Consider the following 14,228-nt stretch of genomic DNA (forward strand, 5'->3'; position numbering starts at 1 on the left):
TGTCCGGGTGAGCGCGCAACCACCGGTGCCGGCCGGCACCGTCCCGGCCGGCGTCGACCCGGCGGGACGCTGGGCGGACGCGGGGCTGGTCAGCGGCGAGGCCGTCGCGCTGGACGTGCGGGCGGCACGGCTCGGCTCCCGGGTGTTGGCGCTGCTGATCGACGTCGTCGGGCAACTGTTCTGCGCGGCGTTGCTGGCCCTGACGCTGACCCCGCTGGTGCTGATCGTGCTCCCCGACCAGGTGGTGGACCGGGCACTGACCGGCGCGTTGGAGACCCTCGGCCTGGTGCTGGTGGTGGTCGGCTACCCGGTGCTGTGGGAACGCCTCAACCACGGCCGGACGCCCGGCAAGCTCGCCGTGGGGCTGCGGGTGGTCAGCGCCGACGGCGGCCCGGTGCAGTGGCGTCAGTCGCTGACCCGGGCGCTGGTCGGGGCGGCCGTGGAGTGGCCGGGGCTGGTGCTGCCGCTGCTGAGCTGGGTGGCCGGGGCGACGGTGATGCTGACCGACCCGCGGGGCCGACGGCTGGGTGACCTGGTGGCCGGCACGATGGTGGTGCATACCCGCACCACGTACCCCTGGCGGCCGGCCCCGGCGATCGTCGCGCCACTGGCCGGCTGGGCCGCCACCCTGGACCTGACCCGGCTGGACGACGCGCTGGCCCTGGCGGTACGGCAGTACCTGACCCGGGGGCAGCAGATCGTCGAGCCGCACCGCAGCCGGCTGGCCCGGGAGTTGTGGCGCGAGGTGGCGGCGGTGACCGCCCCGACGCCGCCGCCGGGCGTACCGGAGCCGTTGCTGTTGGCGGCGGTGCTCGCCGAACGCAACCGGCGCGGCTCGCTGCGGCTGCGCCACCAGCGGGCGCTCACCGCCGCCCTCTGGCCCGACCCGGCCACCCCCGCCGTCGTCGCGCCGGCTGCCGCCGACCGACCCGCCCCGGCCGGGGTACGACCGGCCGCGCCGGCGCTCCGGTCGGCGTCGCCGGACCACCCGGCCTGACCGGTACGCCGGTCAGCCGAACAGGGTCCGACCCCACCAGTCGGCGGCGTCGCGGACCCCGGGTGGGCAGGCGAACAGGCCGCTGGAGACGTGCCGCAGGTACTCGTTCATCGCGTCGTTGCGGGCCAGCCGGGTCTGGATCGGCACGAACTGTCGGCGCGGGTCCCGCTGGTAGGCCATGAAGAACAGCCCGGCGTCGAGCCGGCCCAACCCGTCCGAGCCGTCGACGTAGTTGTAGCCCCGGCGCAGCAACCGGGCACCGTCGTTGAGGGTGGGGTGGGCGAGGCGCACGTGCGAGTCGACGGCGATCACCGGCTGGCCGTCGTCGCCCTTCGCGGCGAAGTCCGGCTCGTCGAACTCGTCGCGGCGGCCCAGCGGTGCTCCGCCGCCCTTGGTCCGGCCGACGATCTGCTCCTGCTCGGCCAGCGAACTACGGTCCCAGGTCTCGATCTGCATCCGGATCTTGCGGGTGACCAGGTAGGACCCGCCGGTCATCCAGTCCGCGCCGTCGTCGGGCTGGGCCCAGAGCTGCTCGCGCAGCAGCCCGGCGTCCTCGGCCTTGAGGTTGGCGGTGCCGTCCTTGAAACCGAAGAGGTTACGCGGGGTCGCCTGGTCCCGCGACGTCGACGAGGTACGCCCGAAGCCGAGCTGCGACCAGCGGACGCTGACCACGCCCATCCCGATCCGGGCCAGGTTGCGGATGGCGTGCACCGCCACCTGCGGGTCGTTGGCGCACGCCTGCACGCACAGGTCGCCGCCGGAGATCTCCGGGCGCAGCGCGTCCCCGGCGAAGTGCGGCAGGTCGGCCATCGCGGCGGGGCGGCGGCCGGCGATGCCGAACCGGTCCCGGCCCTGCGCGTCGCGGAACAGCGTCGCGCCGAAGCCGACGGTCAGGGTGAGCTGCGACGGGGGCAGGCCCAGCGCCTCGCCGGTGTCGTCCGGCGGGGCCTCCGGCATACCGCCGACCGCACCGATCACCCCGGCGTCCTTCCCGCCGGTCATCCGGGCGGCGGCGGCCGTCCACTCCTGGAGCATCGCGACCAGCCGGTCCCGGTCCTTGGTGATCACGTCGAAGGCGACGAAGTGCAGCCGGTCCTGGGCCGGGGTGGTGATCCCGGCCTGGTGCTCACCGTGGAACGGCACCGCACCGGCGGCCCCGTCGTACGCGGCGGCCCGGTCGCCGTCGCGGGCCAGCGCGCCCGCTCCGGCAGCCACCCCGGCCACCCCGGCGGCACCGACCCCGACGAGGGTGATCGCCCGCCGGCGGGACAGCCGGCGGCGTCCCCGGCCGGCGGTGCTGTTCTGCTCGCTCATCGACTCTCCTGGGAGGGACCGGCCGGACGACGGCCGTGCTGACCCGTCGTCATCGGGCGACGGCGGCGGCGACCTTGCTGACCGGCTCGGCGAGGGCGTTGATGCTGTCCGACAGCTCCTTGAGGTCGGCCTTGCTCAGCTGGGTGTGCAGCTTCCAGCCGTCGCCGTCGCGGTGCTTGCCGAGCGCCGCCTCCACGTTGGCGAACTCCTTGTCGAGCTGGGCGACCAGTTCCGGGGCGCGCTGCTCCAGCGCCGGCCGCAGTGCGGCGACGGCCGCCTTGGAGCCCTCCAGGTTGGCGTTGAAGTCCCAGAGGTCGGTGTGCGAGTACCGCTCCTCCTCGCCGGTGATCTTGCCGCTGGCCACCTCGTCGAGCAGGGCCTTCGCCCCGTTGGCGAGCTGGAGCGGGGTGAGCTTCTCGGCGTTGGCCCGGCTCACGATCTCCTTGACGTCGACCAGCAGCCGGTCGGCGATCGGACCGTCCTTACTGATGTCGCCGGTGGTCCAGAGGTCCTTCTCGATCCGGTGGAAGCCGGTGAACTCCATGCCCTCCTCGATGACCTCCTCCCGACCGTCGATCTTCGGGTCGAGGTCGCCGAAGCTCTCCGCGACCGGCTCGATCCGCTCCCAGTAGGTGCGGGCCACCGGGTAGAGGGCCTTGGCCTTCGGCACGTCGCCGGCCTTGACGGCGGTGACGAACTCCTCGGTCTTGGTCAGCAGGGCGGCGGTCTGGCTGGTCACGTACCGCTGGTAGCTGGCGGTGGCCTCGGTCAGCGCGGCGTCCGGGGCCACCGTCGCGGCGGTGCCGCTGACCTTCAGCGCACCCCGGATGCCCCGGCCGCTCATCCCGGGCTTGCAGGCCGTCTCGTACGTCCCCGCCGGCAGCTCCACCCGCAGTTCCCGGCTGAGCCCCGGGGCGATGTTCTCCACCTCGCCCATCACCCGGTCACCGGCGGCGTAGACGTAGAACTCGTTGACCTTGCTGCCGGAGTTGGTCACGGTGAAGGTGGCCTGGCCGGCGTCCAACTCGGTGACGTCGACCTCGCACACGCTGTCGGTGGCCTTGACCTTGACCGTGTTGGCGGCTCCGGCGTCCTGCCGCTCGCCCTTGCCACAGGCGGTGACACCGGTGACGGCCAGCGCGCCGACGGCGGCGAGCACCAGGAAACGGGTGGTACGCATCGTTTGCTTGTCTCCTTGGAGAGGGCGGTGGATCAGGCGCGGCGCGACCCGGCCGGCTGCGCGGTGGCGGGGCCGTCCGGCGCGACGGTGGCGTCGCCGTCGGCGGCGGTGGCCGTGGGGCCGTCGGTGCCGGTGGTCGTGGGGTCGGCGGCGGGGGCCGAGGGGCCGTCGGTGGCGGGGGCCGGGGTGGGCTTCGCCGGGGCGGCCGGCCGGCGCAGGAAAAGCACCAGTACCGGTACGGCGTACGCCACCCAGGCGAGCATCTCCAGCACGCTCGGCGCGGCGGTGACGTTGAACATCCCGGCGAGCAGGGCGGCGTACCAGGTGTTGGGGTCGAGCACGCCGGTGATGTCGAAGGCCAGGTCGTTGAGGCCCGGCAGCACCCCGGCCTCCTGGAAGTCGTGCACGCCGTACTTGAGGATGCCGGCGGCGACCAGGATCAGCAGCGCGCCGGTCCAGGTGAAGAACGTGGACAGGTTGATCCGCAGGGCGCTGCGGTAGAGCAGGAAGCCGATCCCGACGGCGGTGGCGATGCCGCCGATCAGGGCCAGCAGCGGCCCGGAGCCGGTGCCACCGGTCGCGCTCTGCGCCGCCGAGTAGAAGATCAGCGCGGTCTCCAGGCCCTCCCGCACCACCGCGAGGAAGGCCATCCCGGCGACCGCGAGCGAGCCGACCGCGAGCGCCTCGGTCAGCTTGCCGCGCAGCTCACCGGCGATCGTCCGGGCGGCCCGTCGCATCCAGAAGATCATCCAGGTCACGAAGACCACGGCGGCGACCGAGGTGACGGCCTCGAACAGCTCCCGGTCCTCCGACCGGGCCAGCAGCGAGGTCGACGTGTACTCGATCAGCCAGCCGAACAGCACCGAGAGCGCCACGGCGAGCCCGACACCGGCCCACACCTGCGGCAGCCGGTCCCGGCGCTGCGACTTGACCAGGAAGGCGACCAGGATGCTGACGACCAGCGTGGCCTCCAGGCCCTCCCGCAGGCCGATCAGGTACGTGGCGAACATCGGTGCTCCGTGTCGTGGTCAGGCTTGCCTCAGGCAACTTAGGGCAGCCATACCTTCCTCCCGATCGGGGGTTCAGTCAAGTCGTTCTTGACAGCTTCACCCTGGTCGGGACGGTCGGCCCGGACCCGTCGGCCGGGGATGCCGCCCCGCCGCCCGACGTGGCAGGATGCGGCATACCCCCAGGACAGGACGCCCCGTGAACGACGCGCCCCGCATCCCCGCCCGCCGTCCCGCACACGCCCCCGCACCAGGCCGGTGTGGGCCACGCCACCGTCGGCCGGGACGGCACCGGTGAGGGGCTTCGGCCCGTGGCTGGCCGTCCTCGCGCTGGTGACCGTCCTCAGCGCCCTGCGGTTGCGCCCGTTGGCCCTGGCCGTCTCCGTGGCCTGGCTCGCCTGGTGCGTGTGGACCTGGGTCCGCCCGACCCGCCGCGGCCCCGGCCCGTCCTGACCCGACCGGCCCCGGCACGCCCCGACCCGGCCGCCCCGGTTGCGGTCCGACCCGCCTACGGGCGAGGGGGCCGGCCACGTCGTGACCGACCCCCTCCTGTGTCCGCGTCGCTCAGTAGCGGTAGTGCTCCGGCTTGAACGGGCCCTCGGGCGAGACGCCCAGGTAGGCCGCCTGCTCCTTGGTCAGCTCGGTCAGCCGGGCACCGAGCGCGTCCAGGTGCAGCCGGGCGACCTTCTCGTCCAGGTGCTTGGGCAGCACGTAGACGCCGACCGGGTACTCGTCGGTCTTGGTGAACAGCTCGATCTGGGCGATCGTCTGGTTGGCGAACGAGTTCGACATCACGAAGCTCGGGTGGCCGGTGGCGTTGCCCAGGTTCAGCAGGCGGCCCTCGGACAGCACGATGATGGCGTGGCCGTCGTCGAAGCGCCACACGTCGACCTGCGGCTTGATGTTCTCCCGGGTGACGTCCGAGCGCTTCATCAGGCCGGCCATGTCGATCTCGTTGTCGAAGTGGCCGATGTTGCCGACGATGGCCTGGTGCTTCATCCGGGCCATGTGCTCGTTGGTGATGACGTCGAAGCAGCCGGTCGCGGTGATGAAGATGTCGGCCTGCTCGACCACGTCCTCCAGGGTGGCGACCTGGTAGCCGTCCATCGCCGCCTGGAGCGCGCAGATCGGGTCGACCTCGGTCACCACGACCCGGGCGCCCTGGCCGCGCAGCGACTCGGCGCAGCCCTTGCCCACGTCGCCGTAGCCGAGCACGACGGCCATCTTGCCGCCGATCAGCACGTCGGTGGCCCGGTTGATGCCGTCGATCAGCGAGTGCCGGCAGCCGTACTTGTTGTCGAACTTGCTCTTGGTCACCGAGTCGTTGACGTTGATGGCCGGGAAGAGCAGGGTGCCGGCCCGGTGCATCTCGTAGAGCCGGTGCACGCCGGTGGTGGTCTCCTCGGTGACGCCCTTGATGCCGGCGGCGATCCGGGTCCAGCGCTGGTTGTCCTCGGCGAGGCTGCGGTGCAGCACCTCAAGGATGACCGCGTACTCCTCGGAGTCGGCGGTCTCGACCGCCGGGACGGCCCCGGCCTTCTCGAACTCGACGCCCTTGTGCACCAGCAGGGTGGCGTCACCGCCGTCGTCGAGGATCATGTTCGGGCCCTGCCCGTCCGGCCAGGCGAGCACCTGCTCGGTGCACCACCAGTATTCCTGGAGGCTCTCACCCTTCCAGGCGTAGACCGGGACGCCGGACGGCGCGTCGGGGGTGCCCTCGGGGCCGACCACGATCGCCGCGGCGGCGTGGTCCTGGGTGGAGAAGATGTTGCAGGACGCCCAGCGGACCTGCGCGCCGAGGGCGACCAGCGTCTCGATCAGGACGGCGGTCTGGATGGTCATGTGCAGCGAACCGGTGATCCGGGCGCCGGCGAGCGGCTGGGCGTCGGCGAATTCGCGGCGGATCGCCATCAGGCCGGGCATCTCGTGCTCGGCGAGGCGGATCTCCTTGCGCCCGAACTCGGCGAGCGACAGATCCGCCACCTTGTAGTCGCCCTCGGCGAGGGTGGCCGGCCGGGCGTCGCTGGATGACGCCGGGAGGGTGCTGGTCATGAAGGCTCCTGTCGAACGATGGCTGCGCGACCATCAACCTTACGCCCGCCTCCTCGCGGCGCACGGTGGGCCGTCCGGAGACAGCGCACGGGGCGGTCGGCGTGGGACGAAACCTCCGTCCACCTGCCGGCCGCCCCGTGCATCCCCCCGGTTTGGTTACCCCCGCGCGCCGCCGGACCTTCGTCGCGACAACGCTGCGTACTCATGAGATTACCGTGAGACACGGATCGGTCAAGCAATTCGGGAAAGTCGGACTTGTGGCGTGGCGCAGGTGGTCCCGCGGTACCGTCAACCGCCGCAGGTCGCGACGAACGCCGTGCCCGTACCGGACAGCACCAGCGCCGCACCCGCGGCCGTGCCCACGGCGGCCTGCCCCGGGCCGAGCATCACCGCGCCCTCCCCGTCGTCCACCCCGACCTTGCCCTGGTGGCAGAACACCACCCGGGGGCCGGGCCGCGCCAGCCGGACCTCCGGCCCGGCCGCGTCCACCGTCACCCGGTGCAGCGCGAAGTCGTCCACCGGAACCGGCCAGCAGACCACCCCGGGCGTCACCGGCCGGGCGACGAGCACCGGATCGTCCAGCACCTCGAACCGCAGCACCCGCAGCAACTCGTCGACGTCCACGTGCTTCGGGGTGAGCCCGCCGCGCAGCACGTTGTCACTGGCCGCCATGATCTCCACACCGGTGCCGCTCAGGTAGGCGTGCAGGTTGCCGGCCGGCATCCAGATCGCCTCCCCCGGCGTCAGCCGCACATGGTGCAGCAGCAGCGCCACCAGCACCCCCGGATCGGCCGGATAGCGGATCGCCAGGTCCCGGGCCAGCTCCGCGTCCGGCCCGGCGGCGTCCGCCGAGAGCACCGCCCCGATCAGCCCGGCACGCTCGGCGTCCGGCCAGGTCAGCAGCACACGTACGGCCTCCCGCAGCCCCGCCGGCCCGGCCCGCAGCGCGGCCACCACAGGCGACAGCTCCGGTACGCCGAACCCGGCCAACGCCGTCGCCGACAGCTGCGGATCCCGGAACCCGCAGAGCGCGTCGAACGGCGTCAACGCGACGAGCAACTCCGGCTTGTGGTACGGGTCGACGTAGTTGCGCGGCCCCTGCCCCGGCCCCGCCATCCCGTCGACCCACCCGTCACCGGCCCGCCCGGCACCGGCCGGCTGGACGCCAGCCTGCTCGACCCCAGCCTGCTCGGCGGCGTAGCCGGCGCGGGCCTGCTCGGCGTCGGGGTGGGCCTGGAGACTCAACGGGGCCTCCGCGGCGAGCACCTTCAACAGGAACGGCAGCCGGGTGCCGAACCGGCCGACCTGCTGCTCGCCGAGCCAGTGGTCCGGCTCGGCCACCAGCAGGTCGGTCAGACTGACCCGCTCGCCGTCCCGGTCGACCGTGGCCGGGCCACCCGGATGGGCACCCAGCCACAGCTCCGCCTCCGGGCCGTCGGTCGGCGCCGGTCGCCCCTGCAACTCGGCCAGCGCCGAGCGGGACCCCCAGGCGTAGTCGCGGATCGACCCGTGCAGCAGTTCCACGGTCAGCCTCCGGCCCGCCCGGCCACCTCACTCGACCCAGCCGACGCCGGTGCCGCGGCGGTCGGCGCGGCCGTGCCGGTGCCCGCCCGCTCGGCGGCGACGCTGTAGATGTCCGGCTCCAGATAGATCACCCGGGCGATCGGCACGGCCGCCCGGATCCGCGCCTCGACCGCGTTGATGCCCCGGGCCAGTTCCTCCGCGCTCTCCCAGGCCGGCACGCCGATCTTCGCGGCCACCATCAGCTCCTCCGGGCCGAGGTAGAGCGTCTTCATGTGGATGATCCGCTCGACCTCGGGACCGTCGGTGACGGCCCGCTCGATGGTCGCCAGGTCGCCCGGGTCGGCACCCTCGCCGAGCAGCAGGCTCTTCGTCTCGATCGCCAGCACGATCGCGATGATCACCAGCAGGACGCCGATCATCGCGGTGCCCGCGGCGTCCCACATGCCGTTGCCGGTGATCAGCGTCATCCCCACACCGAACAGCGCGAGCACCAGGCCGACCAGCGCGCCGAAGTCCTCCAGCAGCACCACCGGCAGCTCCGGCGCCTTGGCCCGACGGATGAAGTTCACCCAGGACTGGCTGCCCCGGGTGTGGTTCGACTCCTTGATCGCGGTGCGGAAGGAGAAGCCCTCCATCACGATCGCGGCCAGCAGCACCGCCACCGGCACCCACTGCCACGAGGTGATCGGGTGCGGGTCGGCCGCCTTGTGCCACGCCTCGTAGAGCGCGAACAGACCACCGAGGCTGAACAGCACGATCGACACGATGAACGCGTAGATGTAGCGCTCCCGGCCGTACCCGAAGGGATGCTCCGGGGTGGCCGCCCGCTTGGCCCGCTTACCGCCGAGCAGCAGCAGCGCCTGGTTGCCCGAGTCGGCCACCGAGTGGATCGACTCGGCCAGCATCGACGACGAGCTGGTCAGCAGGAACGCGATGAACTTGGTGATGGCGATACCGACGTTCGCCAGCAGGGCGGCGATGATCGCCTTGGTACCGCCGTTCGCGCTCACTGGTTCGACAGCTCCTTCATCTCGGTGACGGCCGGAACGGCCATCGGGTCCAGCCCATGGGCCAGGGCAAGATAGACCGACGCGAAGTCGGGCACCGCGACGAGGGAGGCGAGCCGTTCCAGCGCGGAGCCGCCCTCGGCGGTGACCACGTCGCAACGCACCCCGCGCCGCTCGGCGAGGGTCTGCACCGCGTCGGCGCGACGCTCCTCGACGGCCAGCGGCTCGTCGGTGTCGTCGTCGGCGTTGAGGCCACCGTCACGCAGCAGCACCAGCCGCAGCCGGGTCGGATCGGGCTCGGCCTCCCCCGGATCGGCGAAGATGTCCCGGGTCGACTCCACCAGGCCGCCGAAGACACCGTCGAGCAGGCCGACCCGGCCCCGACCGGCCTCACCCAGCGCCCCGGCGACCACCGGGTAACGGGCGTTGGCCGACAGCGTGTCACCGAAGCGGCGGGCCGCCACGGTGGCCAGCGGGGACGAACCCCAGACGATCGGAATCGACCCGGCCAGCCCGAGGGCCAGCGACTTCGCCGGGTTGACGAAGGACTCGGCGGTCGACCGGCACCGGTCGGCGTCGGCGTCCAGCCGGGCCGCCGTCTCGGCCAGATCCGCCTCGTTGACCTTCACCAGGCCGAGCGTACGGGCGGCGAGCAGAACCGGCACGGTGAGCGCCCAGAGACTGGCCCGGGCCGGGGCGCGGCGGGGCACCGGGATGAACGGCGCGCGGGCCCGCTCGGCCACCGACTGCAACTGCGAGTCGGGCGCACCGACCGCGACCAGCCGGGCACCCCGGCGGTGCGCGGCCTCGGCGGCACCCAACGCCTCCGGGCTACGGCCGGACGCGCTGACCGCGATCACCACGTCGGCCGCGCCGACCCAACCGGGCACCCCGGCGCTGCGGTGCGGGATCACCGGCACCGGGCAGCGCGGCCCGGCGACCGTGGCCAGCACGTCCCCGGTCCGCCCGGCGGTGCCGATGCCGGCGATGACGACAGCACGCGGGCGGCCCTCGTCCTCCAGCAGCGCCAGGTTGGCCTCGGCGGCCAGCGCGGCGGACTCCCGCACCTGGGCCCCGGCCGAGGCGGTGAAACGCAGCATGCCGCCCGGATCGTGGGCGGCGACCGCCTCCGGGTCGTCCAGGATCGACTCGTCGGCCACCCGCCGGCCGCTGACGCCGGCCGTTCCCTCCATCACCGCTGCGCCTCCGGCCCGCCACGAGCCTCGTCCAGCAGCAGCACCGGCACGTCGTCGCGCACCTCGAAGATGCGACCGCACTGCGTGCAGGTGAGGGTCTGGGCCTGAGCGTCGTAGTCCAGCGGTGCGTGGTGTGTGTCCGGGCAGGCGAGGATTTCGAGCAACTGCGGGTCCAGGGCCACGGCGCGGCTCCTTCCACGTGTGTGGTCTGTGCCGGTCGGCGGTGCCGACCGGCGGAGGGGATCCTATCGGCGAACCCGCTCCAGCACCTCGTCGCGCAGCGAGGTCATCCGCTCCGCGGTCGGGCCCTCGACGTTGAGCCGCAGCAGCGGTTCGGTATTGGAGGCGCGCAGGTTGAACCACGCACCGTCGGGGAACCGCAGGGTGAGCCCGTCCAGTTCGTCCGCTTCCGCCTGCGGGTACGCCGCCCGCACCGCCGCGACCCGGGCGGCCTGGTCGGTGACCGTGGAGTTGATCTCGCCGGAGGCGACGTACCGCTCGTAGCCGCTGGCCAGCAGGGACAGCGGCTGGGACTGCTCACCGAGGGCGGCCAGGGTGTGCATGGCGGCGAGCATGCCGGTGTCGGCGAACCAGAAGTCCCGGAAGTAGTAGTGCGCGGAGTGCTCCCCGCCGAAGATAGCGTTGGTCCGGGCCATCTCGGCCTTGATGAAGGAGTGCCCCACCCGGGCCACCACCGGCACGCCCCCGTGCTCACGGATGATCTCCGGCACGGCCCGGGAGGTGATCAGATTGTGGATCACCGTGGACCCCGGGTGCTTGGCCAGCTCGCGGGCGGCGACCAGGGCGGTGATCGCCGACGGGGAGACCGGCTCGCCCCGCTCGTCGATCACGAAGCACCGGTCGGCGTCGCCGTCGAAGGCCAGGCCGAGGTCGGCGGAGTGGGCCACCACCGCCCGCTGGAGATCGACCAGGTTCCTCGGGTCGAGCGGGTTGGCCTCGTGGTTGGGGAAGGTGCCGTCCAGCTCGAAGTAGAGCGGCACGATCTCCAGCGGCAGGGCCGGCAACGCCGCGTCGCCGAGCACGCTCGGCACCGTGTAACCGCCCATCCCGTTACCGGCGTCCACCACCACCTTGAGCGGGCGGATGGTCGACAGGTCGACCAGTTTGCGCAGGTGGGCCGCGTAGTCGGGGAGCAGGTCACGCCGGTCGGCCGGGGCCGGTGACGCGGCGGCCGGCCGGGTGCCGGCGTCCAGCAGTGCCTGGGCCCGGACCCGGATGTCAGCCAGGCCGCTGTCCTGGCCGATCGGGCGGGCCCCGGAACGGCACATCTTGATGCCGTTGTACCGCGCCGGGTTGTGGCTGGCGGTGAACATCGCCCCGGGCAGGCCGAGCGCACCGGAGGCGTAGTAGAGCATGTCGGTGGAGGCGAGCCCCAACTCGATCACGGCCCGCCCCTCGGCCCGCACGCCGTCGGCGAAGGCGGCGGCCAGCCCCGGGCCGGTGGCCCGCATGTCGTGCGCGATCAGCACGGCCCCGTCCGGCTCGCCGGCCTCGTCGAGCACCCGGGTGAGGGCCGCGCCGAGGGCTTCGGCGACCCGTTCGTCCCACTGGTCGGGCACCGTCCCACGGACGTCGTACGCCTTCACGATCTGGGACAGGTCAGACACCGGTTTCAGCTCCTCGACAGGGGTCGTCAACGACCCTGAGCGTATCGGAGCGGTGGCGTCCGTCCCCTCCTAGCCGGGGAGCTCGGGCATGATCGTCGTCGCTTCGCCGCCGGTGGCGGGCGGTGACGCCGGCCGGTCCGGGGCGGGCGGCGCGGAAACCGGCGGGTTCGGGACGGGCGGGACGGCAGCCGACACGGGCGGGACGGCAGCCGGGGCGGGCGGCGCGGAGACCGGACCGCCCGGGGCGGGCGGGGCGGCGGCCGGACGGCTGCCATACACCCCGCCGGCCGGGCGGGGCGCGGGCGTCACCGTCGGGTAGGCGGCCGGTGCCCCGTACAGGCTGCCGGGGCGGGCCGGCGCGGGCGGCTGCGGCTGCCCGTACACCTGCCCGGAGGGGGCCGGGGCCGGACCCGCCGCCACACCCCCGGAGCGGTAGGTGGTCGGGGTTACCGGGTTACGGGGTTGCGGCAGGGCCGGAAGGTCGACCGGGTCGACGGCCCGGCCCGGGTCGACGGCGGCCCGGTCGGCGCGGGACCGGAAGATCAGCAGGGCGATGAGCCCGGCACCCAGGATCACCAGGGCGATGCCGGCAAACATGGTCATGGATCCTCCGGAGGTCTCTGCGGCGGCGGTGGTGGGGCCGGCCGCCGGGGCGGCGAGCGCGGCCCCGGCGGTCACCGTCGTCGGCGCGGGCGCGGGCGTGGTCGCGTCGGGGGTGGGCGTGGGCTTCCTGGTCGGAGTGGGACTCGGCGTGGGGGAACCGGCGGCCCGCCCGCCGACCCGGGACGTGTCGGCACCCCGGCCGATCAGCCGGCCGGCCGCGGTCGTGGCCTCACCGACCACGTCCAGCCGACCCGCCGGCGCCCCGGCGAGGAACGCCACCCGGTAGCGGACGGTGCTGCTCTTCCCCTTGCACAACGGTGGACCCGCCGACGAGGTACGGGAGACCTGGAGCACGCCGCCGCCACCGGTGACGGACACAGTGGACCATCGCCCCCCGACGTTCACCTCTACCCGCACCTGGTCCGCGCCAACCCCGGCCAGGCTCAACCCCAGCCCGGTCCGCAGCAGCACGCACCCGTCGGTGCGTTTGCGCACCTCGATCGCGACCCCGCCCGGGGAACCCCCGGCGGAGAAGCCACCCGAGGCCCGCACCCGCACCCGGTCCTCGTCGGCATGGGCGGGGAGCGCGCCGACCGCCACCAGGCCACCGAGCAGCGCACCGACGGTAACCACCCGTGCCGCCTGCCGACGCACGGACATCTCCCACCTCCCCCTCCGCCCCGGCGGGGGCCGCCGGCCAGGTTACTACCAGCGCGACAGGTCACCCGGTGACAGAGCGCCCCACATGTGGGCCGCGTTACCCCCTCCACCCGACCGGGCAGCTCCGGCCCGCCGGGCCCCTCAGCCGGCGGCGCGGGCCGGGCCGACGGCGGCGGCGAGGGTCGCGCGGCAGAGCCGGTCGGCGGTACGGGTGGTCTCCGGCAGCCGGTACCGCGGGGTCAACGCGAGCACCTGCGCGACGGCGTTGTCCAGTCCCATCCGGTGCCCGACGCTGACGAACACCGGCTTCACCCCGTCCCGGGTACGCACCACCCGGCCGACGACCTCACCGGCGTCGACCAGGGCTGCGGTGTCCCCCCGGTGCAGGCCCGGCCCGGTCCACCCGCCGACCAACGGGGTCTTGCCCACCCCGATCGCGGGGAGCCCGGTCACCACGCCCAGGTGGCTGGCCAACCCGAACCGGCGCGGGTGGGCCACCCCGTGTCCGTCGCAGACCAGCAGTTCGGGGCGGGTGGTCAGCCGGTCCAGGGCGGCCAGCAGGGCGGGCAGCTCACGGAAGGCGAACAGCCCCGGCACGTACCCGAACGCGGGCCGGCCCACGCTGACCGCGTGGTCCACCACCGTCAGGGTCGCGGTGTCGAGCACGGTCACGGCCGCGGCGAGCAGGTCGCCGTCCGGCGCGTACGCCACGTCGAGGCCGGCCACCGTCGCGGGCCGGCAGGGACCCGGACCGACCAGGTCCACCCGGGGCCGCAACCGGTCCTGTACGGCCACCGCCTCGGCGACGGTCAACCCGGGCGACCCCGTGTCCCCGTGCTCCAGCCGTCCCTCGGTCTCAGCCGGGCTCACCGTCGCGTCCGTCCTCCTTCTTGTCGAAGGCACCGAAGGCGATCGCGAAGGCGATGCCGATGGAGATCCCGAACGCCACACCGACGGCGTCCCGGAACATGATCAGCCCGATGACGATGCCGATGGCCAGGCCCGACACCCAGGCGGCCGTCTGACGCTTCTTGGCAGCAGGGTCCGTCATCGCCCCACC

At 73.6% G+C, this 14,228-nt stretch carries 14 protein-coding genes; 2 read left to right on the forward strand and 12 right to left on the reverse strand.

What is annotated here, in order from left to right; all coding sequences use genetic code 11:
- The first annotated feature begins 7 nt into the window (after window positions 1-7).
- The gene (locus tag ACN267_RS19220; RefSeq protein WP_307820938.1) at window positions 8-997 is read left to right on the forward strand and encodes an RDD family protein; all 990 of its coding nucleotides are present in this window, start codon (window positions 8-10) and stop codon (window positions 995-997) included.
- A 12-nt stretch (window positions 998-1,009) separates the two neighbouring features.
- On the opposite strand, the gene efeB is transcribed toward ACN267_RS19220, so the two are convergent.
- From efeB to efeU, 3 genes are read right to left on the reverse strand one after another with little or no spacing between them, the layout of a single operon-like run.
- Complete coding sequence (gene efeB, locus ACN267_RS19225) at window positions 1,010-2,311, reverse strand: iron uptake transporter deferrochelatase/peroxidase subunit (protein WP_421489295.1); 1,302 nt, start codon at window positions 2,309-2,311, stop codon at window positions 1,010-1,012.
- A gap of 49 nt (window positions 2,312-2,360) precedes the next feature.
- The gene (gene efeO, locus ACN267_RS19230; protein ID WP_421489296.1) at window positions 2,361-3,491 is read right to left on the reverse strand and encodes an iron uptake system protein EfeO; all 1,131 of its coding nucleotides are present in this window, start codon (window positions 3,489-3,491) and stop codon (window positions 2,361-2,363) included.
- Between the two features lie 32 nt (window positions 3,492-3,523).
- Window positions 3,524-4,501, reverse strand: coding sequence for an iron uptake transporter permease EfeU (efeU, locus tag ACN267_RS19235; protein ID WP_421489297.1), 978 nt, complete (start codon window positions 4,499-4,501; stop codon window positions 3,524-3,526).
- 291 nt (window positions 4,502-4,792) lie between these two features.
- Here efeU and ACN267_RS19240 point away from each other — a divergent pair, with 291 nt between their 5' ends.
- Window positions 4,793-4,951, forward strand: a complete 159-nt coding sequence (locus ACN267_RS19240; protein ID WP_204956551.1) for a hypothetical protein — start codon at window positions 4,793-4,795, stop codon at window positions 4,949-4,951.
- Window positions 4,952-5,062: 111 nt separating this feature from the next.
- On the opposite strand, the gene ahcY is transcribed toward ACN267_RS19240, so the two are convergent.
- The 9 genes from ahcY to ACN267_RS19285 form a co-directional block, all read right to left on the reverse strand.
- Entirely contained in the window at window positions 5,063-6,550 is a 1,488-nt protein-coding gene (gene ahcY, locus ACN267_RS19245; protein WP_204956550.1) for an adenosylhomocysteinase, read from the reverse strand.
- A gap of 288 nt (window positions 6,551-6,838) precedes the next feature.
- A complete protein-coding gene (manA, locus tag ACN267_RS19250; RefSeq protein WP_421489298.1) occupies window positions 6,839-8,074 on the reverse strand; it encodes a mannose-6-phosphate isomerase, class I in 1,236 nt (411 codons plus the stop codon).
- 2 nt (window positions 8,075-8,076) lie between these two features.
- Window positions 8,077-9,084, reverse strand: a complete 1,008-nt coding sequence (locus ACN267_RS19255; protein ID WP_204956548.1) for a cation diffusion facilitator family transporter — start codon at window positions 9,082-9,084, stop codon at window positions 8,077-8,079.
- The gene (locus ACN267_RS19260; protein WP_204956547.1) at window positions 9,081-10,277 is read right to left on the reverse strand and encodes an SIS domain-containing protein; all 1,197 of its coding nucleotides are present in this window, start codon (window positions 10,275-10,277) and stop codon (window positions 9,081-9,083) included. The genes ACN267_RS19255 and ACN267_RS19260 overlap by 4 nt, the downstream gene beginning before the upstream one ends.
- Window positions 10,274-10,459, reverse strand: a complete 186-nt coding sequence (locus tag ACN267_RS19265) for a Trm112 family protein (protein ID WP_088642951.1) — start codon at window positions 10,457-10,459, stop codon at window positions 10,274-10,276. Before ACN267_RS19265 ends, ACN267_RS19260 begins: the two co-directional genes overlap by 4 nt.
- Window positions 10,460-10,522: 63 nt before the next feature.
- Entirely contained in the window at window positions 10,523-11,905 is a 1,383-nt protein-coding gene (locus ACN267_RS19270) for a phosphomannomutase/phosphoglucomutase (RefSeq protein ID WP_421489299.1), read from the reverse strand.
- Between the two features lie 69 nt (window positions 11,906-11,974).
- On the reverse strand, window positions 11,975-13,168 hold the full coding sequence (locus ACN267_RS19275) for a hypothetical protein (protein ID WP_421489300.1): 1,194 nt from the start codon (window positions 13,166-13,168) through the stop codon (window positions 11,975-11,977).
- A 141-nt stretch (window positions 13,169-13,309) separates the two neighbouring features.
- Window positions 13,310-14,011, reverse strand: a complete 702-nt coding sequence (locus tag ACN267_RS19280) for an endonuclease V (RefSeq protein WP_421490449.1) — start codon at window positions 14,009-14,011, stop codon at window positions 13,310-13,312.
- 13 nt (window positions 14,012-14,024) lie between these two features.
- The gene (locus ACN267_RS19285; protein WP_281900373.1) at window positions 14,025-14,219 is read right to left on the reverse strand and encodes a hypothetical protein; all 195 of its coding nucleotides are present in this window, start codon (window positions 14,217-14,219) and stop codon (window positions 14,025-14,027) included.
- Window positions 14,220-14,228 lie beyond the last annotated feature (9 nt).

Origin of the sequence: Micromonospora sp. WMMD734 (assembly GCF_049178975.1) — a bacterium.
GTDB classification, from domain to species: Bacteria; Actinomycetota; Actinomycetes; order Mycobacteriales; family Micromonosporaceae; genus Micromonospora; species Micromonospora wenchangensis.

Coding starts and splice junctions, on each gene's coding strand:
- efeB (WP_421489295.1), bottom strand. CDS start 2,311: ATGAGCGAGCAGAACAGCACCGCCGGCCGGGGACGCCGCCGGCTGTCC.
- efeO (WP_421489296.1), bottom strand. CDS start 3,491: ATGCGTACCACCCGTTTCCTGGTGCTCGCCGCCGTCGGCGCGCTGGCC.
- efeU (WP_421489297.1), bottom strand. CDS start 4,501: ATGTTCGCCACGTACCTGATCGGCCTGCGGGAGGGCCTGGAGGCCACG.
- ahcY (WP_204956550.1), bottom strand. CDS start 6,550: ATGACCAGCACCCTCCCGGCGTCATCCAGCGACGCCCGGCCGGCCACC.
- ACN267_RS19275 (WP_421489300.1), bottom strand. CDS start 13,168: ATGTCCGTGCGTCGGCAGGCGGCACGGGTGGTTACCGTCGGTGCGCTG.
- ACN267_RS19285 (WP_281900373.1), bottom strand. CDS start 14,219: ATGACGGACCCTGCTGCCAAGAAGCGTCAGACGGCCGCCTGGGTGTCG.